Origin of the sequence: Colwellia sp. BRX9-1 (assembly GCF_014077195.1) — a bacterium.
Lineage (GTDB): Bacteria > Pseudomonadota > Gammaproteobacteria > Enterobacterales > Alteromonadaceae > Colwellia_A.
In genome coordinates this window covers 12,621-38,429 of the sequence record NZ_JACGVM010000018.1, presented here as the reverse complement: position 1 = coordinate 38,429, position 25,809 = coordinate 12,621, and the positions used below count along the sequence as shown (strand labels likewise).

Here is a 25,809-nt window from a genome sequence, read left to right as displayed (position 1 = left end):
CACGTGTTGTTATTCAATATACCAAAAGCCCATATTTAGAACACTAGTCAATAATTGTTCATTTTTCAAATTTGTTAGTAAACTTTTTACTGTTTGAGTGGTCAAAGTTTGCTGTTTTGTTAGGTATGTCGCTAATGTGATTGTTTCTTTATCAATTAAAAAGCTTTCACCATTAATATATAAAAAGCTTGTTTCGTTGGGCGCTTGTTCCTGATGTTGAAAAGGAACAATTAAGCTTTTTATCCCGGAAACAGGCACTAAGGTGTTTTCTGCTTCAGCCAGAATATCGGAAAGTTGTTCGCTGTCGATAGGCGTGACCGGCATTAATATTTCTAAGGCATGGTGGTTCTGTGTAAGATATTTACCGATAAAAGGAGTAAATAACTTATCGTCATCAAGTTGTGCTTTCATGAACGCTTTTAACTTTTCGATATCCATTTGTTCAAGTTGTTCGGGATGACTGGTTAGTGTACGTTCATTATCAGGAAAACGTGTTTCTCCAAGGTTTTCATCTATTAATTTATCAGCAAAACCAGACCATAATTCCTGATTGTTCGGTGCTTGAAAACCAATAGAAAAATTCATCGAGTTTTCTAATGACACGCCATTGTGTGGATGATTTGGTGGAATATAAAGTAAATCACCTGCTTCGGTTATTTCGTCGATAACAGCAACAAAACTAGAGACTTGTTTTAAATCAGGGTGAGGTAATAGCTGTTTTAGTGAACTATCAGGCGCACCAACTTGCCAGCGACGCTTTCCTTCACCTTGCACAATAAAGACATCGTACTGGTCTAAATGAGCACCAACACCGCCATTGGGTGTTGAAAAGCTAACCATTACATCATCAATACGCCATTGTGGAATAAAATTAACAGCTGCTAGCAATGATTGGGTATCGCGAGACCAATTATTTACCGCCTGCACCAGTAGCGTCCAGTTCTGTTCGCCAAACTTATCGAATGAATCAAAAGGACCTTGCTCTACTTGCCAGTCACCATTATTACAGGCAATAATACGCGATTCAATTTCGCTTTCCATCGCGAGGCCAGCAAGTTCGTTGGCATCAATTGGGTCGGTGAAGTCTTTGAACGCACCTTTTATTAATAACGGTTTTTTTTGCCAATATTCTTTTAAAAACTGCTCAGGCGTTAATTCGCCCCAATGGATTTTTTGCATTACGTGTTACTCTCTATTTTACTACTGTTAATTGGCGTGCATAAATGCACTAATACCTTAATAAATCAGGGCGTTGCTAAAAAGCCAAGACATATAGGTTTCCGTTTATCCTGAACATATACGTTCATTGGCATCCATGCCATCACGTCATGCTATTGCGTTCATCCTGAACATATACGTTCATTGGCATCCATGCCATCACGTTATACCGTTCATCCTGAACATATACGTTCATTGGCATCCATGCCATCACGTTATACCGTTCATCCTGAACATATACGTTCATTGGCATCCATGCCATCACGTTATACCGTTCATCCTGAACATAAAAAGGAACCGCGAGGTTCCTTTTTATTAGCATACGTTTAGATAAAACTAGTCTAATTCGTTAATAAACTCTACTGCGCGACCTATGTAACTCGCGGGTGTCATTTCACATAACTGTGCTTTAGCCGCATCAGGTAATTCAAGCGTCATAATGAAAGCGCGCATTGAGTCGCCATTAACGCGTTTGCCGCGAGTTAGCTCTTTTAATTTTTCGTATGGCTTTTCGATACCATAACGACGCATTACTGTTTGTACGGGTTCAGCTAAAACTTCCCAGTTGCTGTCTAATTCAGCAGCTAGATTTGCTTCATTTACTTGTAACTTACTAATACCTTTTAATGTAGCGCCGTAAGCTATCATCGCATGAGCAAAACCAACACCTAAGTTACGTAAAACCGTTGAATCAGTTAAGTCACGTTGCCAGCGAGAAATCGGTAATTTTTGCGCCAAGTGGGTAAATAATGCATTAGCAATGCCTAAGTTACCTTCAGAATTTTCAAAGTCAATTGGGTTAACTTTATGTGGCATTGTTGATGAACCAATTTCACCTGCAATGGTTTTTTGCTTAAAGTGACCCATCGCTATGTAACCCCAAATATCACGATCAAAATCGATTAAGATGGTGTTAAAGCGGGCAATGGCATCAAATAATTCAGCAATGTAATCATGTGGTTCAATTTGAGTCGTAAAGGGATTAAACGATAAACCTAATGAAGTAACAAATTCATTAGCAAATTCATGCCAATTAACTTCAGGGTAAGCTGATAGGTGTGCATTGTAATTGCCAACAGCACCATTAATCTTACCTAATAATTCAACATCAGCAATTTGGGCACGTTGACGTTTAAGACGAATATAAACGTTGGCCATTTCTTTACCCAAAGTACTTGGAGAAGCAGGTTGACCGTGAGTACGACACATCATTGGAATGGTTTTGTATTCAATTGCTAGTGCTTTAATTGCCGCTAATATTTTATCCATTTCTGGTAATAAAACGTCGGTACGACAGTCATTTAACATTAAACCGTGCGAAAGGTTGTTAATATCTTCAGATGTACAAGCAAAATGAATAAACTCAGTGACTGCGTTTAATTCAGCATGATCAGCAATTTTTTCTTTTAAGAAATACTCAACCGCTTTTACATCATGATTAGTGGTCGCTTCAATGTCTTTAATACGCTGTGCGTCTACTTCACTGAAGTTATCGACAATCGCATTTAATGTTGCCGTAGCGTCATTACTAAAAGCCGGAACTTCTGCAATTTCTGTCGTTGCTGCAAGTTTTTGTAACCAACGAACTTCAACGGTAACACGGTATTTTATTAAACCAAATTCACTGAATATAGGGCGTAATGACTTAACTTTGCTGCCATAACGACCATCTACTGGAGATATTGCACTTAACGCTGAAAGTTCCATAGGGTTTTCCTAATATTTAAAGTAAGGTTAAAAACTAATTTTGAATTTGTTTAACAAGCTTTGAGCAGCTGCTCGGCACATTCAACCAATTTTGAACGTGAAAATAAAATACTTCGGCGTTGTCCACCGACCTGTCGCCATAAAACACTTGAGCGAATACCGGCTAATAACAAGGCACGTATCTTATGTTGATTGACTGATTGCTTTAATATAGCGGGTTCGCCTGCTACCTGGATAGGTGTTCCGAGCGGGCTGATCAAATCGCTATAAATTGACGCTAAGCTCGAAACGAGTGTTTCACTGGTAATGCCATAATGTACTAATTGACGTTGGCTTTGGCTAATTCGTTCACCGAGCGCATTCATTTTATCGCTATATTTACTTAAACGACGCTCTAAACCCAGTAAGCTCACCACATAACGGGTGATCTCAGGATCTTTGTTAGTTGATTTATTGCCTAAATGGTTAACTAGTGTTGTTAATCCTATTTTTAAATGACTCATTTCACCACCGTAAACTTCCATGGTGTTTTTAGGCGATGTGATCATGACACTATTAAGTAATAAGGCGAGTTCGTCTTCGTCTATTTGCCCACTACGAGATATTTTTTGTACCCAATAAGCGACTTGAAAAACCGCGGCAAGTGTTAAGGTTTGTTCATTTATACTGTTCATAACTATTAACTGCTCAACTAATTTTCGTTATAACTTAACGGATAAGTGTGTTGATGATACCGCCGCCAAGACAAATATTATCTTGATAAAAAACTACAGATTGTCCCGGTGTTACTGAACTTTGTGCTTCATCAAACATGACTAAATATTCACCATCGCTCATCGGAGACAGATGACAAGGGACATCATCTTGGCGATAGCGGGTTTTAACGGTACATTTTATTGGCGTATCAAGAGGTTTGCGGTTCACTAAATGTAATTGATTACCGATTAAACCTTTAGAAAATAGACGAGGGTGGTTATGACCTTGACCAACAATTAAAACATTGCGCAATAAATCTTTTTCAACAACGTACCAAGGCTCTTCTCCGGCATTAGCTAAACCGCCTATGCGAAGGCCTTTGCGCTGACCTAGCGTGTGGTACATTAAACCGTCGTGTTCGCCAATGACATCGCCTTCAGCGGATTCAATTTTACCTGGCTGCGCGGGTAAGTATTGACCTAAGAAATCTTTGAACTTACGCTCACCAATAAAACAAATACCCGTGCTGTCTTTTTTATTATGAGTAATTAAGTCAGCCTGTTCGGCAATAGCGCGTACTGCAGGCTTTTCGATATTACCCACAGGGAATAATGTCCGTCCCACTTGCTCATCACTTAGCGTATATAAAAAGTAACTTTGATCTTTATTACTGTCTAAACCACGTAACATAGACCACTGACCATCAATAAACTCGCGCTGAACATAGTGTCCGGTGGCAATATAGTCGGCATCTAAGTCTTCACAAGCAAACTCTAAGAAGGCTTTAAATTTGATTTCTTTGTTACACATAATATCAGGGTTCGGCGTGCGACCTGCTTTATATTCAGCTAAGAAATACTCAAAAACATTATCCCAGTATTCTGTTGCGAAATTAATGGTGTGTAACTTTATACCGAGTTTGTCACAAACAAGTTGTGCATCTTCGAGGTCTTGTGCCGCTGCACAGTATTCATCGGTATCGTCTTCTTCCCAATTTTTCATGAACAGGCCTTCAACTTGATAACCTTGTTCAATCAATAAGTGTGCAGAAACAGAGGAGTCAACACCGCCAGACATACCAACAATTACTTTGGTGTCGTGTGGTGCTTTACTTATAGGCGCGGTGTTTTGGTTTTCAGCGCTCGATGATACTTGTGATGACATTAAAACTACAAATCTAGAGAAAAAGGCGAAAAATTATAGCATGTCAGGATTTAGGGGCATAGATTAAAGATTGGATTTTAATGAAGATAATGATATTTTTTTTCCATTTTTCAAAACAGCTAAGTAATCCTCAATACATTCCAAGACCAGCGTGCTGCGTAATTGTGCAGATTTTGCTTTTATTTCATCAAATGACAGCCAATGGGTGGCAATAATCTCATCATCTTGAGGGATACTTTGTAGAAATTCATCAAGTTCGATAACAAAACAAAATCGAAGGTAATAAAGATTAATATCCGGGCGATAAAAATAATAAATACCTGAAACATAATTCGGCGAAAGTGCTAAGCCTGTTTCTTCAAGAACTTCTCGTTCAATGGCACTAATTAAGTTCTCATTCGCCTCTAAGTGTCCAGCAGGTTGGTTAAAGACTTTTTTACCTTTTTCAATTTCTTCAACCAATAAAAACTTATTTTGATGAACAATAATAGCTGCCACGGTAGCATTGGGCTTAAATTGATCTTCGCCATGGTCATTACCGGCAGTGTTAACCGCTAGTGTCATATTCTTATTCACTTTTAAGTTGTTGGTAATGGCCATTTTCGATACCGTCAAGGCTGTATTGACCAATGCTGTAACGGATAAGTCGTAGCGTTGGAAAATTAATAGCCGCGGTCATTCTGCGGACCTGCCGGTTCTTTCCTTCGGTAATCGCGATACTGAGCCATGTCGTGGGAATATTCGCTCGATCGCGTATCGGCGGATTACGTGGCCAAAGGTCTGGTTCATTGATCACTTTTACTTTCGCTGGTAACGTTTGGCCATCTTTTAGTTCTACACCCTTTCGAAGTTTTTGTAAATCAGCTTGCTGTGGTACACCCTCGACTTGTGCCCAATAGGTTTTTTCAGTTTTTTCGGTTGGGTTAGCCAGTTTGTGCTGCAATTTCCCGTCATTGGTCAGCAACAATAAGCCTTCACTGTCGCGGTCTAAACGCCCAGCGGCATAAACGTCTTTAATCGGAATAAAATCTTTTAAGGTTTTACGCTGCTGATCGTCAGTAAATTGTGACAGTACATCAAAGGGTTTATTGAAAAGTACTAACACTCGATCTGCTGGGGCAGGGCGAGGCTTAACATCTTTTAATGCGCGACTCTTAGATAATCGACGATTAGTTGAGTTTGACGCTTTTGCACGCTTAGTGAGGTTAGTCAAAGCTTATCCTTTTGAAATAATTTGATAGGGCGGTAAAGAATCAAGTAATTGCTTACCATAGCGCTTGGTCACTAAACGTTTATCCATTAAAGTAATGATACCGGTATCTTTCTCATTTCGCAGTAATCTTCCTGTCGCTTGAATCAGTTTTTTGGATGTTTCTGGCACTGAAATCGACATAAAAGGATTGCCGCCTTTAGCGGTAATGTATTCAGCTTGTGCTTCTTCAACGGGTGATGTTGGCACAGAGAAGGGTAATTTGGTAATAATCAAATTCGTTAAATATTTACCGGGTAAATCTAGACCCTCAGAAAAACTTTGTGTGCCAAAAATTATACTGGTTTTATCTTCATCACAGCGTTTTCTATGGGCCTCTATAATATGCTGACGTGACTGCTCACCCTGAACTAGAATCTCCATTTTGTGCTGCTCTCGTAAGGATTTAGCTACTTGTTCCATTTGCCAATACGAAGAAAATAGCACTAAACAGGCTTTTTCTTGCTTAATTAACGCCGGTAACTCATTAATTAATTCATCGGTGAACTGAGGGCTACTTGGCTCATTTTTCATTTTAGCGATAACAAGTTGCGCATTATTTTGATAATCAAACGGTGAGTCGACTTTTTGATATTGGGTGCCATCATTAGTTTGTAAACCGACCTGGCGTCGAAAATGCTCAAACGAATTCAATGCTAAAATAGTGGCTGAACATAATACCGCCCCTTCACATTTTGACCAGAGAATATCTTCAAGGGTAAAGCCAACTTCAATAGGGGAAGCCGACACTAAAAAGTCACTACGTTTCCCTGTCAGTTTTTCGAACCACCTTGCCATTGGAGCGCCTTTCTCACTGTCTGTTTTGGCATACATTTTCCATAGTGAGTTGAAATTTTCTAACCGTTGGATCATAAAACCAGCTTCTGCAAGTAAGGGCTCGGCAACAAACATTTTACACTCCCCGTCTTTCACTGACTCCATCAATAAATTATATAGCTTATTGCAATGTCCTAAACATTTTTTACTGAGCTCTGCTAAATCTTTAGCTGAGTTTTTTAAGTTCGGTGGAACGATTCCGTTTTCAAAACGATATAATGCCGCCTCGTCATCACGAGAGAAACGGCTATTTTCTTTAGCTTTTTCATTGAAATATAACGCCTGATTGTTTTCGATAAAGCTCGCTACTTTTTGCATTTCCATTAATAAATCTTGGCAATCGTCCCCTAACTTTAACGAGGGTGAAATGGCCGAAGTCGACTTTATTAATTTTGCCATCTTATCGCCGGTTTCTTTTAACTTAGTTAGCCAATCAATGGCACCTTTAATGGCAACATTCGCACTTGAATGATCACGGGTTACTTTAGGCAGATGATGTGCTTCGTCAATAATGTAAAAAGTGTCTTCTGGCGAGGGTAAAATAACACCTCCACCAAGCTCTAAATCAGCCAGTAATAAACTATGGTTAATGACCAACACATCGGCAGACTCCATGGTTTCTCGAGCTTTATGAAAAGGGCAATGGGTGTGATCGGCTAAATGTTTTAAACAACTGTGTTTGTCACATTGAATTTGTTGCCATAAATGATGAGGGATAGGGTCAGCCCAAGAATCTAGATCGCCTTGCCATTTATTATCCGTTAACGCTTTATGTAAATGATGTAATAGCTTTATATCCATGGCATTAGGTTTTTGCGCAAAGGTGAAACCGGCCTGAGGTGAATCGTCTTGACTGACAGCCAGCGCTAATTTTTGCCGACAAACATAGCGTTGGCGACCTTTGACTAAGGTGAAATTAAAATCTAAGCCTGAATGTTTTTTTAAGAAGGGTAAATCTTTATCCACTAATTGTTCTTGTAGCGCAACTGTTGCAGTAGAAATACAGACCTTTTTTTGACGTGACATCGCTAACGGAATAGCGCCTAATGAATAAGCCAAGGATTTACCCGTACCGGTGCCGGCTTCTATGGTAATAATTTTTCGCGCTTTATCGTATTCTCCCGCAAGAGTTTTAGCTATTTCGGCAATCAAAAAAGTTTGCTGTTTTCTTGGATGAAAGTTTTCTAAATTTTCACCAATGGTTTTATACGATGTGCGAATTGCTACTTTAATTTTATCGCTTAGCATGCTGTTAGCCATTTAGGGTTCATTAGGTTATATACTCATTCCAGTTAAATAGGCTGAATCCTGTATCTTCAAATAGGATGAGTATATACTGCTGTATGTATTAACAGTTTATCGTTATCCGCAACGAATTAAAATAATTAATGTCATTAACTGTAGAAAAATTAACGCCTAGCTTGAATTATGGCTTTTTATTAACCCGTCAAGCCTATGATACCAAACAAGGTATCGAATTGTCTTTATGGGTTAAAACCCTTCAAGGTGCTGTTAATGTTATTGTGCAAAATCAACAGGCATTATTTTTTGTTGAACAAACGCAGCAACTACTCGCGCAAAGTCTCCTGTCGGAGCAGCGAATAGTAACGGCTAAAGTTACCCCGCTTGCGCTTAAAACCTTTAATCAACAACTCGTCAGTGGCTTTTATTTTTCAACGATGCGTGAATTCTATCGCGCACGCGATGTTTTAAAACAAGCCCAAATAAAATGCTATGAAGACGATTTTCGCCCTGATGAACGCTTTTTAATGGAGCGCTTTATTACCGCTGGTATTGAATTTATCCCTCGGTTAACAGCTTCATCGGTAACCGAATCTGCCAAACAGTTTTCACAGACTAACTTTGCTACCTTTTATAGTGACAAATGCCGTGCAACGGATAAGACTCAGTTACTTGATGATATTGCTTTAACTATGGTATCACTTGATATTGAGTGTTCAATGGCAGGGGAGCTTTATTCTATTGGCTTACATTCTCATAAAATGTCTGATGGTAAGCCGATAAAATGTGTTTTGATGATCGGTGATCAAAACAAGTTTTTAGCAAAAATAACGCAGTCCAAGTTATCTGACGCTGAGGCGACAGAAATCGCAGAGCACATCGTTTGGCTTGACAATGAACAAGCGTTGCTCGCTGAGCTGATCGCTTGGATAAAAATCCACGACCCCGACATTTTTATTGGTTGGAACGTGATTAACTTTGATTTTAATTTGCTACAAAAACGCTGTGATATTTATAATATCCCTTTTAATATCGGCCGCAATGATAAGTCACCTCGCTGGCGAACACGTTCGGCAGGCGGTAGTCAAAATGAGCAAAAATTTATTGATGTCGCTGGCAGAGTGGTCCTTGATGGTATTGATTTACTAAAAAACGCGACTTATAACTTTCCAAGTTTTTCCCTTGATTTTGTTGCCAATGCCTTATTAGGTAAAGGGAAGAAGGTTGATGATGTTGACAATAGAATGCAAGAGATTAACGACAACTTTACCAATGACAAGCTAGCTTTAGCCGCTTATAACCTTGAAGATTGCCATTTAGTTACCCTGATCTTTGAACAATCTCTATTACTAGAATTCACGCGTTTGCGCGCCAAACTAACTGGTTTATCTATAGACCGTATTGGCGGCTCTGTGGCAGCGTTTACCAATTTATATTTACCTAAATTACACCGTAGTGGTTATATTGCGCCCAATATGGGCGATGGCTTGCAAGGGCTAATTTCTCCTGGTGGTTATGTGATGGACTCTATTCCGGGTTTATATAAAAATGTTTTAGTACTTGATTTTAAAAGTCTTTACCCCTCTATTATTCGAAGTTTTAATATTGATCCTATGGGCCTAATTGAAGGTTTACAATCACCTGAAACTAGTATCAAAGGTTTTGATGGTGCTTATTTCTCTAGAGATAAGCATTTTTTACCTGAAATTATTAATGAGTTGTGGTTAGAGCGTGATATCGCTAAAAAAGATAAAAATGCGGCATTGTCGCAAGCGATAAAAATTATTATGAATTCGTTTTACGGGGTCTTAGGCTCTACGGGATGTCGATTTTTTGATCCACGTTTATCGGGCTCAATCACTAAACGAAGCCATGAATTATTAATCACCACTAAAATGTGGCTAGAAGATGATGGTTATCAAGTTATTTATGGTGATACCGATTCTATTTTTGTCAGTGTTGACGATGATTTTAGTCACCAGCAATGTCAAAAGCTGGGTAAAACCTTACAAGATAAAATTAATCTTAGGTGGCAAGCAACGCTTAAAAAAGAATTTGCGATAGAAAGCCAACTTGAAATTGAGTTTGAAACACATTTTAGCCAATTTTTGATGCCAACCATCAGAGGGCAAGATGTCGGTACTAAGAAGCGTTATGCTGGCATTGTAGAAAAGAATGGCTCATCAGAATTGATTTTTAAAGGCTTAGAAAGCGTCCGCACCGATTGGACTGAACTGGCTAAAACTTTTCAACGAGAGTTGTATTTAAAAATATTTAATGGCGAACCTTTTGCTGACTATGTACGCAATATTGTTACTCAAACATCAGCAGGGCAATTAGATCATTTACTGGTGTATCGTAAACGCATTCGTAGGCAGTTAGATCATTACGTTAAAAACGTGCCTCCACATGTGAAAGCGGCACGTTTAGCCGATGATATAAACAAGATAAATAAGCAACCGCTAAAATATCAGCAACGTGGTTGGATAGAGTACTTGATCACGACTTCTGGACCGCAAGCAAAAGGTTATGTTAACGCGCCACTCGATTACCAGTTTTATATCGATCGGCAATTAGCGACCGTTGCTGATGCTATTTTACCTTTTGTCGGGAGTAGTTTCGAAAAATTAACCAGTGATCAAATGAACTTGTTTCAATAGCCTCTGCTGTTTTAATTAATATAAATAAATCGTGCATCATGCTTGGAAAGATCATAAGGTGACTTTATTGAGTTAGCTATTTAGATGGCTAAATGAATTTTATGTTTTAGGATGAAAGATCATGATCAACGATACCAAAATAGTCAATGCGGGACGAAAATCAAAATGGACACGTGGCGTTGTTAATCCCCCAGTAGAACGTGCATCAACCGTTGTTTTTAATACGGTTAAAGAAATGAATCACGCAACAGCAAATCGTGGTAATCAAGTACTTTTCTATGGCAGAAGAGGCACCTCAACGGCTTTTGCTTTCGCCGATGCTATGACTGATCTCGAAGGAGGCGCTGGTTGTGCCATTTATCCATCGGGTACTGCGGCGATCACTAATGCTATTCTTTCGTTTGTTAAAACCGGTGACCATATCCTTATGGTCGATACGGCTTATGAACCCACGCGTGATTTTTGCGATAAAATATTGGTCAATATTGGCGTTGAAACGACTTATTACGATCCAACTATTGGCCGAGATATAGCCAGACTTATTAAAGAAAACACCCGACTTATTTTCTTAGAGTCTCCTGGCTCTATTACCATGGAAGTTCAAGATGTTCCCGGTATAGCTGAAGTTGCTCACCAGCATGGCTGTATGGTTATGCTCGATAATACTTGGGCTGCAGGGGTTAATTTTCAACCTTTTGATTATGGTGTCGATATTTCGATTCAAGCAGCGACTAAATATATCGTTGGTCATTCAGATGTGATGTTAGGTACGGCAATAGCCACTGAAGAGTATTGGCCACAACTGCGTGAAAACAGTTATCTGATGGGGCAATGTACTTCACCCGATGATCTATATTTGGCAATGCGTGGCATTCGTACCTTAGGTGTGCGTTTAAAACAACATCAAATTAGTGCGCTAAAAGTGGCTAATTGGTTAGCAACACGCGAAGAAGTTGATGTTATTCTTCATCCTGCATTCGAATCGTGTCCGGGCCATGAATATTTTAAGCGTGACTTTACTGGTGCTAACGGTTTGTTTTCATTTGTGTTAACCCGCGGTGATAAGCAATCACTTAATGCCTTACTTGATGGTATGGAACATTTTAAAATGGGCTATTCGTGGGGCGGTTTTGAAAGTTTAATTTTGGGTAATACCAATGTTGGGCGTTTGCGAACAGCGACAAAGTGGAATTATGAATATCCATTAATTCGCCTGCATATAGGTTTAGAGGATGTTGATGACTTAATTGCCGACCTTGCTCGAGGCTTTGATAGATTGAACACTGCCTTAGAAAATAAATCTTAGACAGTATTTTATTAAAAAATAAAGCTTAGGCTTTACGCGTTAAAAGTTTGGAATTTACATGCTGCTATGCACAACACAAAGGTTAACCATTAGGCACCTGAATGAGCAGGACCATGAATTTGTTCTGCAATTATTGAATGATGATGCTTTTATTAAAAACATTGGTGATAAAGGGGTTAGAGAGACTAAAGATGCAATTGCCTACTTAGTTAATGGTCCACTAGCAAGCTATAGCGAACAGGGTTTTGGGTTAAATTTAGTCGCTTTGAAAAGTGATAATACACCGATTGGACTCTGTGGTTTGTTAAAGCGGACTGAATTGGAATTCCCTGACTTAGGTTATGCCTTGTTACCTGAATATTGTTCGCAAGGCTTTGCTCGAGAAGCCTCATTAGCCGTATTAAAAGTTGCTTATGACAATAATTATGCAGCAAATGTTGTCGCGATCACCTCACTAGAAAATACTCCCTCTAACGTATTATTAAAAAAGCTTGGTTTTGTATTTGAACAGACTATAGAGTTTTATGGGTCAACCAATAATCTTTATAAAGTTAGACTGGCTTCAATTTTTGAACAGTAACCAACTTTAAAGACAGTAACGTTTAACACTAGGATATGGACTTAAGTGTAAATATCCTAGTGTTGCCAATTTCCTCTCAAACCGTTTACATTAGGGTAAAGGACAAACCTCTAGCTCTTTTTGTTGATAATAATCAGCGGTTAGCCCGAGTAATTGTGGCACTGTTGCCGCAATTACAATAGAAGAGAAAGTGCCCACTAAAATCCCTGAAAATAGCGCAATAGAAAACCCCGCTAAAGACTCCCCGGCAAAACCCCATACAGCCATAATAGTCACTAAGGTTGTTCCTGAGGTGATCATCGTTCGCACTAAGGTTGATTTAATGGCTTGATTGATCACTTCATCTATTGTGGTGTCATGGGTAGATTTCATTATTTCTCTGATTTTGTCACCGACAATAATAGAGTCATTTAACGAGTAACCTACAATAGCTAATAAACTCGCTAATATTGTTAAATCAAAGGGGATACCAAACCATGCAAAAAGCCCGAGTACAATAAGTACATCATGAAAAAGGGCAATAACAGCCCCCGCAGCTAAACGCCATTCAAATCTAAAAGACAAATACATTAAGATAACAATGATTGCGGTTAATAGTGCTAAGCCACCTTGGTTAATTAAGTCTTCTCCGACTTGGCTGCCAATGTAAATAGCATCTTGAGGGCTAATGTTTAGTTGATTTTTGTCAGCAAAATCAGATAGCCATGCCTTATCTTGTAAACTGACGTTATTATCTGCTTGTTGAACACTCCAATGAGTCCCTTGCTCTGCAGAGGTCAGTTTAAAGCTTTCTGGAAGATAGTTACTGAGTAAGTTATTCATATCCTGTTGACTGAGTGATTTCTCGGTTGAAAATTCAGTTAAGTAACCACCGGTAAAATCTAAACCAAGTGCTAAACCTTTATTTAATAGTCCTACTAGCGCTATAACAACAAAAATCATAGCTATAAAACAACCCACTAGGCGAAAAACACTTAATTTAGACGTGCTATTTATTTTAAAATTTTTCATACATTAACACCTAATAATTGAGCTTTATTTTTTCGAATGACAAGGTTTGTTAAACTTTTAGAAACAAAAACGCCGGTGAACATACTGGTTAAAATACCTAAACACAAAATAAGGGCAAAACCTTTTACTGGGCCGTTGCCTATGGTGTATAAAATAATACCAGTGATCATGGTGGTTACATTGGCATCAAGAATTGTTGAAAATGCACTTTTATAGCCTTGCTCAACAGCTGAGAGCACTTTATGTCCACGCTTTAACTCTTCTTTTATCCGCTCAAAGATAAGTACATTGGTATCTACAGCCATACCAACCGTCAATACTAAACCAGCAATACCCGGAAGTGTTAGTACTGCCCCAGGGAGTAACGACATCAACCCTAGTAAGCTTATTAAGTTTAATGTTAACGCTACATTAGCGATAAGCCCCAAAGTTCTATACCAAAAAACCATGAATAACAAAGTAAACCCCATGCCTATACTCAGTGCTTTTATACCATTTTTGATATTATTTTCGCCGAGTGTCGCTTCAATGGTGCGCTGTTTTACTATAGTTACTGGCGCTGTTAGCGAACCTGCTCGCAATAATAATGACAGTTCTTGTGCCGCATGTTGGCTGGGCATGTTGGTAATACTAAACTGTGAACCTAAGTGTTGTTGAATGGTGGCAACATTAATTATTTTACTTTTTTTGACCATTTGATCACCAGCATCTCGATAGAACTCAGAAAACACCGTCACCATAGCATTACCAATATTTTGCTTAGAAAATTGCGACATCTTCTTACCACCTAAGGCATCTAAGGTGAGGTTGACTAAAGGCATGCTCATTTGATCTTGTCCTGCGCGAGCATTTTCGATATTACTACCTGAAAAAACTACCTGACTGTTTAAGGTAAACGTTCTGCCATGTTCGTCCGCCATGCGTAATATACCTGCTGCATTTGAGTTTTCGGCAAGCTGATAAAAATCAAGTGATGCCGTGGCACCTATAATACGTTTTGCTTCCTCGGGATCATGAACACCAGGCAATTCAATACGAATATGGTTTTTACCTTGTTGAAGTGTAACCGCTTCGGTTATTCCCAACTCAGCTATTCTTCCACGCATCGTTTTTAATGTTTGCTGCATAGTTTCTTGGCGAAATTGAGCTTTTTTTTGCGAGGAGTATGACAAGATCACTTGGTCATTTTGATTTTTTTGTTGAGATAAATCAGGGTAGGCTGCTTTTATTTGAGTGAAAAGTATAGCCATTTTACTTTTGTCAGCGTTAGAAAAATTCACCGAAAGGTTTTGATTGTCCGCATCACTAGTAAGATCAATCTTATGTTGAACAACACTAACGCCTCGAATACGTTCTTCCATAGCAAGGGTTTTTATTGCTAATGCGATGTTTTTAAGTCGGTCAAATAAAGCTTGTTTTGTGTCGACATCAAGTACAAATAATACTCCACCACTTAAATCTAAGCCTAATTTTATTGGCTTAGCGTCGAATGATTGCAACCATGAGGGTACGCCACTTATCACCGAGGTCTCAACCCGATAATGATTAAACTCATTAGATAAACGTGTGTTAACTGACGCTATGTCGGCTGTATTACTGAGTGTTATTGACGTTGTCTTATCAATAGTATGAATTTTATCAACGGTTAAGTTGTTCTTATTCAATAAACCTTTAAGCTCACTAGTCGTTAGTTGTTGCACGTTCGCATTAATAGGTGAGAGGACAATTGTGACTTTATCTTTATATATGTTGGGTAGGGCATTTACTAATAAAAAAACTAAGGTGAAAATAATTAATAGGTTTTGCCATGTAAAGTAACGATATGGCTTTTTTCTAGGTGAATTCATCATAAAATCTCGAAATTTTGCTACATTTACTCTCTAAATTTTAGAAAAGCGCCTGCAACAAGGGTCACTGTTAAAGCAGTGACGGGAAAAAGGAAAAATAAGTTAATAATGGTTAGATGATGAATCTATGAATGATAAGTCAGGCGAGCTGTGTATAGCGTATTGCCATCTTTCCAACCAGCAAGTCGATTAGAGTTTGAACGATGACTGAGTTGTTCATACCAATTAAGTTTAGCAGGAGGGTTTGCAAGATTTTTAAATAAACTTGCAGAGAGTTTTAGCGTAAAAAACTCAGTAACGAGAAGATAGTTTGGCGTGGTTTGTATTTCATTAATAAATAAAGAGGCGGAAATTAAATTTAAGCGCGGTAAGTTAACCACATCATCGGGGGCAATATTATCTATTAATACCGAAAAGTTTGATGTCGGGTGCGAGTGACTTTTTCCAATGGTCGATATACTAGAAAAAGTTAAATCGCTATTAGCTGAATTTTCAATAGGTAAAGCATTAGCCGTGGCAGCTAAGACAAATAAAAACAGGGTTATCGAAAAAGTACGCCACATAAGAAAAGTAAATTAATTATTAATATGGTGTATGTGTGGCAAAATATTTGTTTTTCAAGTGCAGAGGTAAAATATATTGACTAAAGTCGCGTTGATTATTGTCGAAAAATCACCATTGTTGCCAACATTATCGATATATTGTTTTTAAGGCATTTTCTATTGGTATTGTCCGATTAACACTGCTAAGTTGTTGATGGGTTACCCATCTAGGAGTCTAGCCAGCGAGTTAGACATACACAATGAAAATAAATTCTAAGCGGTGCAATAACTGTACTTTTTAGCATTGAAGTAAAGAGAAATGACTATGTTCTACCAAACCGACGACGTTCGCATCAGTAAAATAAAAGAATTATTACCTCCAATCGCACTTATTGAGCGATTTCCAGCTTCTCAAGAAGCATCTAAGTCGGTATTTTCTGCACGTAAAGCCATTAGTAACATTTTTAATAATAAAGATGATCGCTTGCTCGTTGTCATTGGTCCTTGTTCAATACATGACACCGATGCAGCATTAGAATATGGCCAGCGACTAGTTAAACTGCGCAAAAAGTATGAAGACACGCTTGAAATTGTTATGCGAGTTTATTTCGAAAAGCCAAGAACAACGGTGGGTTGGAAGGGCTTAATTAATGACCCTTACATGGATAACACCTTTAAGCTTAATGACGGCCTTCGAATTGGCCGTAAATTATTACTCGACCTCAATGATATGGGGATGCCGACAGCGGGTGAGTTTTTAGACATGATAACACCACAGTATATGGCTGATTTTATGTGTTGGGGAGCAATCGGGGCTCGTACTACTGAAAGCCAAGTTCATCGAGAACTCGCCTCAGGCTTATCTTGTCCAGTCGGATTTAAAAATGGTACAGATGGCACCATTAAAGTGGCAATAGATGCAATTGGCGCAGCAAGTGCTTCTCATCATTTTTTGTCGGTCACTAAATATGGTCATTCTGCTATTGTTCAAACAACGGGTAATAAAGATTGTCATATTATTTTACGAGGCGGTAAATCGACAAATTTTGACGCAGACAGTGTAAAAGTTGTGACTGAGCAATTAGAGAAGTCTTCACTTAATACCAAGATCATGATTGATTTTAGTCATGCTAATAGCAGTAAAAAGTTTAAAAATCAAATGCTCGTTTGCGATGATGTTTGTCAGCAAATTAGCGGCGGGAATGACAATATATTCGGTGTCATGGTTGAAAGTCACTTAGTAGAAGGTCGCCAAGACCTGATTGACGGAGAAGTGGCGACATATGGTCAAAGTATTACCGATGCTTGTATTGGCTGGTCTGATACAGAAGTCTTGTTGGCACAACTGAGTGAGTCAGTCGTTACTCGTAGAGCTTAAGTTTATTTTCCCTCTTCTTTAAGTGTATTAGTAAAGCCAATCAATTTTGATTGGCTTTTTTATTTGTAAATTCAATGCCGAGCGCTGATGTTATTGCCACTGTTTGAAACAAAATAACACTCGCATTTTGTTAGCTGTGCCTTTATGGTATTGAAAAATAATCACTAGCAGGCGTTAATTTGTTGAACATCCATAGACTATCTATTCTCACCCAATTTGAATTGAAGCGTATTTTTAATACTAAAAATGGCTTAATCGCCTTAACGGCATTTTGTGCTGTTTGGTTCATACTTTTGACTTATGTGATCAGCTCAGCCACTGAACTGGTTTTTTCCGATGGATTTAAGGTGGCAGCAAGTACTTTATTTGGTTCATTGGGAGTAAGTGCTTTGTTGAAATGGCCCGTTGCTGAATTTTCTATTTATTGGCTAGTCGCGGTTTATTCATTTCCAATATTCACTTTTTTAGTCAGTAGTGATCAAACTTGTTCCGACCGTGCTCGCGGAACGCTTCGTTTTATTACGTTAAGAGCCTCACGCAGTGAAATACTGCTAGGACGATTTTTAGGTCAATTCCTTACACTTGTTAGCCTTATATTACTAACGTTAGTGGCATGTGTTATTTTAGCCACAGTTCGCGATAATGCTTTGTTTTTACCGGCATTAAAACAAGCTGCAGTTTTGTTTATTGAATTAGCAATTATAATTTTACCTTTCATTGCTCTGATGTCATTTTTTAATAGTATTTTATCCTCAGCAAAAATGAGTATTGTTGCTGGTATTTTGTTTTATACCATAGGAGCACTATTGATAGGTTTTATTCAATTTCAATTAGACAGTGGACTTTTTCTTAACTTTATTTTTCCGGGTACACAAATTAGCAGTGTAGTTTCATTAGATGGACTCGATTTTTACCATTATTTAATTCCAATATCACAAACGATTGTCTTGTTATTTGTTGCGGATAAACTACTAAAGAGGGCATCAATATGAGTTTACTCAATAGCCAATCTGCGCCATTAATTCAAGTTGATAATCTTTCAAAATCATTTGGCGATCATCTAGCTTTAGACAAAGTATCATTCAGTATAGAAAAAGGGCAACCTATTGCTTTAGTTGGACCCAATGGTGCTGGTAAAACAACTTTATTTAGCCTTTTATGTGGTTACCTGTTGCCCACTAGCGGCACTATCACTATTGCAGGATTGAGGGCCGGAGACGCCAACCTATTCGGCAAATTAGCGGCTTTACCACAAGATGCTCAATTTGACCCACGTTTTTCTATTGCACATCAATTAACCTTTTATGCCCAACTGCAAGGTCTAACTCGCAAGAATGCACAAAAAGAAGCACAAAGAACGTTAGAGCTTGTTGGCTTAGCTGACACACTAAAAGCCAAGCCTGATGAGTTATCACATGGCATGCGTAAACGTGTTGCTATTGCCCAAACGTTAATTGGCTCGCCAGAAATAGTTATGTTGGATGAAGCGACAGCTGGACTTGACCCGATAAATGCACGAGAAGTTCGTCAGCTCGTTGCTTCATTATCATCAGAAATTACCTTTATTTTAAGTTCTCATGATTTGAGTGAACTAGAGCGGTTGTGTAGCCAAGTCTTATACATAGAGAAGGGACAATTAAAACAACATCAAAACTTGCAAAGCGAAGATCAGCAAGGTTTCTTAACAATTAGAATGAGGAAGGCGTACGATAACTTTTTACCTTTAATGGCTGGCGTTGCCGAAGTACAGCATATTGAACAGACGCAAAACAATGAGTTTTTAATTACTACCGGTATCGTTTCTCCTGAAAGCGAACCGTTAGATTTACAAATATTAAAGCTTTGTCATCAACACAAATGGCAATATTCACAATTAACTAACGGTAAAACTTTAGAAAATAGATTATTCTAGATTTTATCAGCAGGAATGAACTCACCATCAAGGTCGACACGCTTTTGTGTTCGACCATTGTTTTGTGAAGCCAACCAGTCAAGGTAATCATCAATGGGCATTGGTTTTGCGTAATAGTAGCCTTGGCCAATATCGCAGCCAAAACTACGCAATGTGTCTTCATCTTCTTGGCTATTAATACCTTCAGCAACAACTTCTAAACCTAAACCCTTTGCCATTTTAACGGTAGCTTCAGCAATGGTTTTACGTTTGTGATCATCATTAACATTCTCAACAAATAGTCGGTCAACTTTGAGCTCTTGAAAAGGAAGATGGCTAATTTGCGCCATGGATGAATATCCTGTGCCAAAGTCATCAATACTAATAGTAAAACCTAAATCGCCTAATTTTTGGATTAACTCAAGAGATTGCTTGTTATGGCTAATTGACGCCGATTCAGTTAACTCTAAAATTATTTTGTCAGCGGCTATGCCACTTTCTTCAATAATACTTAGAGCATTAGTAAAAAAGTGCTCATGAGCAATATCTTTACCACTAATATTAATTGAGACCATATGATTATTATTGACTAAAATTTGTTGATGCTGTGCTAAAGCGCGCTTAATAACCCATAACGTTAGTTGATTAATAAGGCCTAAATCTTCGGCTAAAGGAATAAAAATGTCAGGTGAGATGAAACCTTCACGAGGATGTTCCCAACGAATTAGACACTCGCTACTGCATACACGTAAGGTTTTAAGATCGATTTGTGGCTGATGGTATATAGCTAATGTGTCATTCTCTATTGCTTCTTTTAAATCGGTGGCAAGTTTGAGCAAGTAACTGGTGTGATCTGATTTTTCGCTTTGATAATAAGCCCAACGTCCATAGACAAGTTGCGCATCGTTTACCGCTAACTGGGCATGATTAATCAATAAGTAGTTAGCACTGCCATGTTCTGGGTGGTTAGCGACACCAATTACTGCTGACAAGGGTAACTTAAGGTCATCTATTTGAAATGTCTCAGAGGTAAGCTGTTGTATTGATTTGATCAAAACAGGCAAGTCTTGCTGATTTTTCTCGTTATTAACGATTATAGCCAGGCAGTTATTTTCTAAAAAACAAATTTTTTCGTGGTTAGAAGATAATTTTACGATAGCATCATTATGAATAAACAATGAGCTTAAGCGACGACTTAGGCGTTTAAATAAAGCCGCGTTAGCTTTATCATCAATATAAAGTGATATTTGTTCGATATGTTCTGGTTTAATTATTAATACACAAAAATCGTTTTTACCCGAAATTTTCATTTCGTTCATCGCGTTTTCAAGCATCGACTTACGGGGTAATCTGGTAAAATCATGGTAACTAATATCATGAATTCTATCTTGCTCATTCCTGCGCATCCGCTCAGCGAGTGCAAAAGCCATAAAAGTAATTTCAATCATCACCGCAAATAGAAATGCATTACGTGTAATGAATGTCGAATCAACATAATTTAATAACACGAGTGGTTGAATTGCCGCACCAGCTAAAAAAGGTACCCATGAAATGAAATAAAATCGTGCCCAGGCAAAATCTTTAGACAGTCTTCTAAAAATGATAAATAGTGCATATAAAATAAATATCGGTTGAATTGAAAAAAACAGTTTGGTTTGTGCAATTTGATCTAAGGTCAATGAATAAAAAGCGACAACCATTAACAGTAGGCAAGATGTTAGGCCCACTTTATAAAAATTCCCTTTTATTTGGTCATAACGTAAGAAATATAATGAGAAAAGTAACAAGAAAAATATCATAAAATAATCTAAAAATAACGAGTACTCATGGATTATATATTGAATGTTTTTTGAGAAAATTAGATATCCATACCCCGTTACTCCAGCTATAACAATAAAAGCAGATAATAAATAGCCAATATATACCAAGTAAACTTTATCTTTTGTCGCAAAAAATAGCACAAAGTTATAGGCTGCCATTAAAAGCATAATGCCAATAAAAATCCCAAAAGTCATTTGCACATAATCAGCACGTTTATCAAAATTGTCTTTGCTATAAAGTATTAACGGGATATTTGGTGCGCCATTACTTTTTACATGCACAATAACTTGTGCCGTACTCTTTGCAAGGAGATCAAAAGCTACATGTGGAAATACATCCAATAAGGTTTCTTGCTCAGGCGTCTGTTTTTGTTGAGCTATTTGTGTCGTACTTCCCAAAATAGCATTGACTTTATAAACATCAAAAAAAGCCAAACGACTGTTATCGGCATGCAATACAACACTTTGGGGGGTTGGAGTATTGTTACTAATATTAATTTTCACCCAATAGGATTGAAGACCTAATGCGTAAGGAATGTCATTAGCTAACGAGGGAGTGAATCGCGCTTCTGCCTCTTTGCTTTTAATGAGAGTTTTGATATTTAAACTATTGTCACGGTCAATAGCGTAGCTAAAATTACTTGTTACTAAAGGAGAATCTTCACTAAAAGAAAGATCATCGATATGACTGATGAACTGCCATACACTGTTAAGAATAAAAGCTAACACCAGCGAAATCATTAGGATAAAGACTAATTTGGTACTGTTATAAACACTTGAGGGTAACTTGATCATAAGGATAATTTTAAGAATAGCGGGATAAGTTTAATAAGGTTAATTTAGCAGAATATCGCAAATAAAGGCAGGAAATTAATAAAATAAAAAAGCCTACTGTCTAAAAGTAGGCTTTAACATATATAACGTAAGGTATTATTATATGAGTCTTAGATAAGTCTTAGATAAAACAAGACTAAAATGAAGTAGTGTCAGTAAATAAGCCTACTTTTAAATCTTTAGCAGTATAGATAACCTTGCCATCAACTAAGACTTCACCATCAGCAATACCCATAAACAATTTGCGCTTGATAACACGCTTTAAAGTGATTTTATAAGTCACTTTTTTGTTGGTCGGTAAAATTTGACCTGTAAATTTAACTTCACCTACACCCAACGCTCTACCGCGACCTGGACCACCTGACCAACCAAGGAAGAAACCAACGAGTTGCCACATAGCATCTAAGCCTAAACAACCAGGCATAACAGGGTCGCCTTTAAAGTGACAATCAAAAAACCAAAGGTCTGGGCTAATATCAAGTTCAGCAATAATCTCACCTTTACCATATTCACCACCATCTTCAGTGATAGAAATAATTCGGTCCATCATCAACATGTTGTCTGAAGGTAATTGACTATTTCCTTCGCCAAACATTTCGCCAGTTCCTGCTTTTACTAAGTCTTCTTTAGAGTATGAATTTTGATCTAACATGAGGTCACTTTATTTTCAGTAATTAAATTATTCGCTACTTTAGCGAACACCTGTACACTAAACAACTCCGAGCAGTGCTTTATTTGAGTTTTATTAATATAAAGTTAGATTATTATCATTTTTTTATATATTATTTGGTTACGCATAACCTTGTTTTTATTTTAGATAATTTGGTAACTCACTGATGAAAGAGAATAAAAAAGCATTTAGTAACGCAGAGAAACAAAAGCGCTATCGCGAACGACAAAAAGAGAATGGCAAAAAAGAAATGCGTGGCTATTTGTCTCCAGAAGCACAAAATTGTTACGAACTCATAGCCGAGCAGACGAAATGGACGGACAGCGTCATTTTAAGTAATGCGGTTAGACTGACTTATGCTGCTTATAAAAATGGTCAAATTGGTTTGTTAAATAATTGGTTAAAGAAGCATGATCTCTAGTTAAAATTTAGCCTAACAGCAGGTTAATAAAGCAGTGCTATAACTATGCTGCACTTTTTCAATGTAAGATGGTTGAATTCAATTGTACTGCTTGCTAATACCCTATATGCTCTAATCATATAAGGAATATTTCTTACAGTATTCTCCAAGATAATAAAAATTGTAAATTAAGGTGAACCTCCGTTGATAAATGTTTTATTGGTCGATGATCATGAGTTAGTTCGTACAGGAATACGTAGAATTCTAGACGACGTAAAAGGACTTAAAGTCATAGGCGAGGCCGAAACCGGAGAAGAAGCCGTACAATTTTGTCGTAAAAGTCAACCCGATGTTGTGTTAATGGACATGAACATGCCGGGGATAGGTGGTTTAGAAGCGACTAAAAAAATAATTCGTTATTCACCTGACATAAAAGTTATCGTGTTAACTGTGTATTCAGAAGACCCTATTCCTACCAAGGTCATGCAAATTGGCGCTGCAGGTTATTTAACTAAAGGTGCTGGTGCTGATGAAATGGTTAACGCTATTCGAGCAGTAAACAGTGGTCAGCGTTACATAACGCCAGATATTGCTCAACAAATGGCATTAAGTCAGTTTAAATCGAATGAAGAAAATCCATTCAATACCTTGTCTGAACGTGAACTTCAAATTATGTTGATGATCACCCGTGGCGAAAAAGTCCCCCATATTTCAGAACAACTCATTTTAAGTACTAAAACGATTAATAGTTACCGATATAGAATGTTTGAAAAGTTGAATGTTGGTAATGATGTAGAACTTACTCATCTCGCTATTCGTCATGGTATGATCAAAACAGAAACATTATAAACCTTGTCAATTTCTCAATCTCTTTTTGATCACCAAGCTTTTCTTTCTTCCGTTTCTGAGCAAGCGGGTGTTTATCGGATGTACGATAAACACCAAACGGTTATCTATGTAGGAAAAGCTAAACAGCTTAGAAAACGGCTTGCCAGTTACTTTCGTAAAGATGTCGGCAGCACCAAAACCAAAGTATTAGTCAGCCATATTATGGCGATTGACGTTACCGTTACTCATACTGAGGGCGAAGCGTTAATTCTTGAAAACAACTACATTAAAAAATATCTCCCTAAATATAATATTTTATTACGAGATGATAAGTCTTACCCCTATTTACTAATAACAGACCATAAACATCCTAAGCTAGGCGTTCACCGAGGCGGTAAAAAAGTTAAAGGTGAATACTTTGGTCCATATCCAACTGTTGGTGCTGTTTGGGAAAGCCTTCGTTTAATGCAAAAGTTATTTCCGGTTCGTCAATGCGAAGATAGTTATTATCGTGCGCGCAGTCGTCCTTGTTTGCAGTATCAATTAAATCGTTGTTCTGCACCCTGTGTCGATAAAATATCAGCGGTTGATTACCAGCAACAAGTTGACTTAGCTAAACTATTTTTACGAGGAAAAAGCTCAACGGTTATTGATAGTTTAGTGGTTGAAATGGAACAAGCTAGCCACACATTAGACTTTGAGGCTGCGGCTAAGTACCGAGATCAAATCGCTACGTTACGACAAGTTCAAAAGCAACAGTTTGTCAGTGGTATTGTCGCTGAACTTGATGTTATCGGTATCTATATTGAGAAATCACAGGTTTGTGTACACGTTTTATTTATACGTGATCAAAAGATACTGGGTAGCAAAAGCTATTTCCCTAGTATTCCTGCCGAAACTGAACAAGCAGACGTTTACCAAGCCTTTATAAGCCAGCATTACTTAGGGCAAGACTTGAAAAGTGCTGCGATACCTAAAGAAATAGTGATCAGTGAAAGTTTTGAACACATTGAAGAGCTTACTAAGCTTTTGAGTGAGCAAGCCGAGCGCAATGTTAAAATATCAACGAGTGTTCGCAGCGAACGTGCCCAATATTTAAAGTTGGCCTGTACCAATGCGCAAAATGCATTGGTCACTAAGAATAGTCATAAAGCGTCAATGCAAGCGCGTTTTTCGGCATTAAATGAAGTTTTTGAACTTGATAATGGCATTAACCGAATTGAGTGTTTTGATATTAGTCATACCATGGGGCAACAAACCGTGGCGTCTAATGTGGTGTTCAATCAAGAAGGGCCTTTAAAGAGTGATTATCGTCGTTATAATGTTTATGGCATTACACCGGGTGATGATTATGCGGCGATGGCGTTTGCGCTTAACAAACGTTATGGCAAGGTGAACACCATGGAAAATATGCCTGACATTGTTTTTATTGATGGCGGTAAAGGACAATTATCAAAAGCAGAAGCATTTTTTACTCAATGGCAAATAGATACCGCTTTAGAAAAAATTCCACTATTAGTTGGTGTCGCTAAAGGAGAAGGGCGTAAGCCTGGACTTGAAACGCTAATCTTAGCAGGTAGTCATCAGCTAATTTCATTACCATCAACCTCACCAGCTTTACACTTAGTACAGCATATTCGTGATGAATCACATCGTTTTGCCATTACAGGACATCGAGCCAAGCGTCAAAAAGCCAGCAAAAAATCGACACTTGAATCTATTGAAGGAATTGGCGCGAAAAAACGTCAAGCCTTATTAAAATATTTAGGTGGGCTCCAAGAAGTTATCCAAGCCGATAGGTCAATACTTGAAAAGGTGCCTGGTATTAGTGCTGTTTTAGCCGATACAATATATAACGCCTTACATGATAAATAAGTTAAACGTCTTCCTGTAATAAACCCACCTTTGTTGTCTACACTTATTATTGCT

General features: G+C 37.9%; 22 protein-coding genes. 10 read left to right on the top strand and 12 right to left on the bottom strand.

The window, feature by feature from the left end; genetic code table 11:
- Positions 1-9 precede the first annotated feature (9 nt).
- The gene (locus H4J76_RS15330) at positions 10-1,179 is read right to left on the bottom strand and encodes a cupin domain-containing protein (protein WP_182217630.1); all 1,170 of its coding nucleotides are present in this window, start codon (positions 1,177-1,179) and stop codon (positions 10-12) included.
- Between the two features lie 192 nt (positions 1,180-1,371).
- Between H4J76_RS15330 and H4J76_RS15325 the strand changes: the two genes are divergently transcribed.
- Positions 1,372-1,548 carry a hypothetical protein gene (locus tag H4J76_RS15325; protein WP_182230913.1) on the top strand — a complete coding sequence of 59 codons (177 nt, stop codon included), beginning with the start codon at positions 1,372-1,374 and terminating at the stop codon, positions 1,546-1,548.
- 6 nt (positions 1,549-1,554) lie between these two features.
- Here the strand turns inward: H4J76_RS15325 and purB are convergent, their stop codons facing one another.
- From purB to dinG, 6 genes are all read right to left on the bottom strand, one after another.
- Positions 1,555-2,925, bottom strand: a complete 1,371-nt coding sequence (gene purB, locus H4J76_RS15320; protein WP_070373720.1) for an adenylosuccinate lyase — start codon at positions 2,923-2,925, stop codon at positions 1,555-1,557.
- A gap of 50 nt (positions 2,926-2,975) precedes the next feature.
- The gene (gene hflD, locus H4J76_RS15315) at positions 2,976-3,599 is read right to left on the bottom strand and encodes a high frequency lysogenization protein HflD (RefSeq protein WP_182217631.1); all 624 of its coding nucleotides are present in this window, start codon (positions 3,597-3,599) and stop codon (positions 2,976-2,978) included.
- A 34-nt stretch (positions 3,600-3,633) separates the two neighbouring features.
- The gene (gene mnmA / locus H4J76_RS15310; RefSeq protein WP_182217633.1) at positions 3,634-4,785 is read right to left on the bottom strand and encodes a tRNA 2-thiouridine(34) synthase MnmA; all 1,152 of its coding nucleotides are present in this window, start codon (positions 4,783-4,785) and stop codon (positions 3,634-3,636) included.
- A gap of 63 nt (positions 4,786-4,848) precedes the next feature.
- On the bottom strand, positions 4,849-5,349 hold the full coding sequence (locus tag H4J76_RS15305; protein ID WP_182217640.1) for an NUDIX hydrolase: 501 nt from the start codon (positions 5,347-5,349) through the stop codon (positions 4,849-4,851).
- 4 nt (positions 5,350-5,353) lie between these two features.
- Positions 5,354-5,998 (bottom strand): pseudouridine synthase, encoded by a 645-nt coding sequence (locus H4J76_RS15300; RefSeq protein WP_070373717.1) that lies wholly within the window; start codon positions 5,996-5,998, stop codon positions 5,354-5,356.
- 3 nt (positions 5,999-6,001) lie between these two features.
- Positions 6,002-8,119 carry an ATP-dependent DNA helicase DinG gene (dinG, locus tag H4J76_RS15295; protein ID WP_182217642.1) on the bottom strand — a complete coding sequence of 706 codons (2,118 nt, stop codon included), beginning with the start codon at positions 8,117-8,119 and terminating at the stop codon, positions 6,002-6,004.
- Positions 8,120-8,259: 140 nt separating this feature from the next.
- Between dinG and H4J76_RS15290 the strand changes: the two genes are divergently transcribed.
- The 3 genes from H4J76_RS15290 to H4J76_RS15280 all read left to right on the top strand — a co-directional run bounded on the left by H4J76_RS15290 (position 8,260) and on the right by H4J76_RS15280 (position 12,659).
- Complete coding sequence (locus H4J76_RS15290) at positions 8,260-10,773, top strand: DNA polymerase II (protein WP_182217635.1); 2,514 nt, start codon at positions 8,260-8,262, stop codon at positions 10,771-10,773.
- A 121-nt stretch (positions 10,774-10,894) separates the two neighbouring features.
- Positions 10,895-12,079 (top strand): cystathionine beta-lyase, encoded by a 1,185-nt coding sequence (locus H4J76_RS15285; protein WP_182217637.1) that lies wholly within the window; start codon positions 10,895-10,897, stop codon positions 12,077-12,079.
- Positions 12,080-12,137: 58 nt separating this feature from the next.
- Positions 12,138-12,659, top strand: coding sequence for a GNAT family N-acetyltransferase (locus H4J76_RS15280; protein WP_182217638.1), 522 nt, complete (start codon positions 12,138-12,140; stop codon positions 12,657-12,659).
- Positions 12,660-12,749: 90 nt separating this feature from the next.
- Here H4J76_RS15280 and secF read toward each other — a convergent pair whose 3' ends face one another.
- The 3 genes from secF to H4J76_RS15265 form a co-directional block, all read right to left on the bottom strand.
- Complete coding sequence (secF, locus tag H4J76_RS15275) at positions 12,750-13,670, bottom strand: protein translocase subunit SecF (protein WP_182218308.1); 921 nt, start codon at positions 13,668-13,670, stop codon at positions 12,750-12,752.
- Positions 13,667-15,517 carry a protein translocase subunit SecD gene (gene secD, locus H4J76_RS15270; RefSeq protein ID WP_404842401.1) on the bottom strand — a complete coding sequence of 617 codons (1,851 nt, stop codon included), beginning with the start codon at positions 15,515-15,517 and terminating at the stop codon, positions 13,667-13,669. The genes secF and secD overlap by 4 nt, the downstream gene beginning before the upstream one ends.
- 125 nt (positions 15,518-15,642) lie before the next feature.
- Positions 15,643-16,080 (bottom strand): hypothetical protein, encoded by a 438-nt coding sequence (locus tag H4J76_RS15265; RefSeq protein WP_182218305.1) that lies wholly within the window; start codon positions 16,078-16,080, stop codon positions 15,643-15,645.
- A 304-nt stretch (positions 16,081-16,384) separates the two neighbouring features.
- Here H4J76_RS15265 and aroG point away from each other — a divergent pair, with 304 nt between their 5' ends.
- The 3 genes from aroG (at position 16,385) to H4J76_RS15250 (ending at position 19,349) form a co-directional block, all read left to right on the top strand.
- Positions 16,385-17,437 (top strand): 3-deoxy-7-phosphoheptulonate synthase AroG, encoded by a 1,053-nt coding sequence (gene aroG, locus H4J76_RS15260; protein ID WP_182218309.1) that lies wholly within the window; start codon positions 16,385-16,387, stop codon positions 17,435-17,437.
- A gap of 179 nt (positions 17,438-17,616) precedes the next feature.
- Positions 17,617-18,429 carry a hypothetical protein gene (locus H4J76_RS15255; RefSeq protein ID WP_182218303.1) on the top strand — a complete coding sequence of 271 codons (813 nt, stop codon included), beginning with the start codon at positions 17,617-17,619 and terminating at the stop codon, positions 18,427-18,429.
- Positions 18,426-19,349 (top strand): ABC transporter ATP-binding protein, encoded by a 924-nt coding sequence (locus tag H4J76_RS15250; RefSeq protein ID WP_182218302.1) that lies wholly within the window; start codon positions 18,426-18,428, stop codon positions 19,347-19,349. The genes H4J76_RS15255 and H4J76_RS15250 overlap by 4 nt, the downstream gene beginning before the upstream one ends.
- Here the strand turns inward: H4J76_RS15250 and H4J76_RS15245 are convergent.
- Both H4J76_RS15245 and fabA read right to left on the bottom strand, forming a co-directional pair.
- The gene (locus H4J76_RS15245; RefSeq protein ID WP_182218300.1) at positions 19,346-21,943 is read right to left on the bottom strand and encodes an EAL domain-containing protein; all 2,598 of its coding nucleotides are present in this window, start codon (positions 21,941-21,943) and stop codon (positions 19,346-19,348) included. The genes H4J76_RS15250 and H4J76_RS15245 overlap by 4 nt on opposite strands.
- Positions 21,944-22,118: 175 nt before the next feature.
- Entirely contained in the window at positions 22,119-22,634 is a 516-nt protein-coding gene (gene fabA / locus H4J76_RS15240) for a bifunctional 3-hydroxydecanoyl-ACP dehydratase/trans-2-decenoyl-ACP isomerase (protein WP_070373707.1), read from the bottom strand.
- Positions 22,635-22,818: 184 nt separating this feature from the next.
- Between fabA and H4J76_RS15235 the strand changes: the two genes are divergently transcribed.
- The 3 genes from H4J76_RS15235 to uvrC all read left to right on the top strand — a co-directional run bounded on the left by H4J76_RS15235 (position 22,819) and on the right by uvrC (position 25,755).
- Complete coding sequence (locus H4J76_RS15235) at positions 22,819-23,073, top strand: hypothetical protein (RefSeq protein WP_070373706.1); 255 nt, start codon at positions 22,819-22,821, stop codon at positions 23,071-23,073.
- A 183-nt stretch (positions 23,074-23,256) separates the two neighbouring features.
- Positions 23,257-23,901 (top strand): UvrY/SirA/GacA family response regulator transcription factor, encoded by a 645-nt coding sequence (gene uvrY / locus H4J76_RS15230; RefSeq protein WP_070373705.1) that lies wholly within the window; start codon positions 23,257-23,259, stop codon positions 23,899-23,901.
- A 3-nt stretch (positions 23,902-23,904) separates the two neighbouring features.
- Complete coding sequence (gene uvrC / locus H4J76_RS15225; RefSeq protein ID WP_182218299.1) at positions 23,905-25,755, top strand: excinuclease ABC subunit UvrC; 1,851 nt, start codon at positions 23,905-23,907, stop codon at positions 25,753-25,755.
- Positions 25,756-25,809 lie beyond the last annotated feature (54 nt).

Excerpts from the sequence above, each read along its gene's own strand:
- H4J76_RS15330 (WP_182217630.1), bottom strand. The coding sequence starts at position 1,179 with ATGCAAAAAATCCATTGGGGCGAATTAACGCCTGAGCAGTTTTTAAAA.
- H4J76_RS15245 (WP_182218300.1), bottom strand. The coding sequence starts at position 21,943 with ATGATCAAGTTACCCTCAAGTGTTTATAACAGTACCAAATTAGTCTTT.
- aroG (WP_182218309.1), top strand. The coding sequence starts at position 16,385 with ATGTTCTACCAAACCGACGACGTTCGCATCAGTAAAATAAAAGAATTA.
- secD (WP_404842401.1), bottom strand. The coding sequence starts at position 15,517 with ATGAATTCACCTAGAAAAAAGCCATATCGTTACTTTACATGGCAAAAC.
- hflD (WP_182217631.1), bottom strand. The coding sequence starts at position 3,599 with ATGAACAGTATAAATGAACAAACCTTAACACTTGCCGCGGTTTTTCAA.
- H4J76_RS15280 (WP_182217638.1), top strand. The coding sequence starts at position 12,138 with ATGCTGCTATGCACAACACAAAGGTTAACCATTAGGCACCTGAATGAG.
- H4J76_RS15285 (WP_182217637.1), top strand. The coding sequence starts at position 10,895 with ATGATCAACGATACCAAAATAGTCAATGCGGGACGAAAATCAAAATGG.
- fabA (WP_070373707.1), bottom strand. The coding sequence starts at position 22,634 with ATGTTAGATCAAAATTCATACTCTAAAGAAGACTTAGTAAAAGCAGGA.
- dinG (WP_182217642.1), bottom strand. The coding sequence starts at position 8,119 with ATGCTAAGCGATAAAATTAAAGTAGCAATTCGCACATCGTATAAAACC.
- H4J76_RS15235 (WP_070373706.1), top strand. The coding sequence starts at position 22,819 with ATGAAAGAGAATAAAAAAGCATTTAGTAACGCAGAGAAACAAAAGCGC.
- secF (WP_182218308.1), bottom strand. The coding sequence starts at position 13,670 with ATGAAAAATTTTAAAATAAATAGCACGTCTAAATTAAGTGTTTTTCGC.
- H4J76_RS15325 (WP_182230913.1), top strand. The coding sequence starts at position 1,372 with ATGCCATCACGTTATACCGTTCATCCTGAACATATACGTTCATTGGCA.
- H4J76_RS15250 (WP_182218302.1), top strand. The coding sequence starts at position 18,426 with ATGAGTTTACTCAATAGCCAATCTGCGCCATTAATTCAAGTTGATAAT.
- H4J76_RS15305 (WP_182217640.1), bottom strand. The coding sequence starts at position 5,349 with ATGACACTAGCGGTTAACACTGCCGGTAATGACCATGGCGAAGATCAA.
- mnmA (WP_182217633.1), bottom strand. The coding sequence starts at position 4,785 with ATGTCATCACAAGTATCATCGAGCGCTGAAAACCAAAACACCGCGCCT.
- H4J76_RS15265 (WP_182218305.1), bottom strand. The coding sequence starts at position 16,080 with ATGTGGCGTACTTTTTCGATAACCCTGTTTTTATTTGTCTTAGCTGCC.
- purB (WP_070373720.1), bottom strand. The coding sequence starts at position 2,925 with ATGGAACTTTCAGCGTTAAGTGCAATATCTCCAGTAGATGGTCGTTAT.
- H4J76_RS15290 (WP_182217635.1), top strand. The coding sequence starts at position 8,260 with ATGTCATTAACTGTAGAAAAATTAACGCCTAGCTTGAATTATGGCTTT.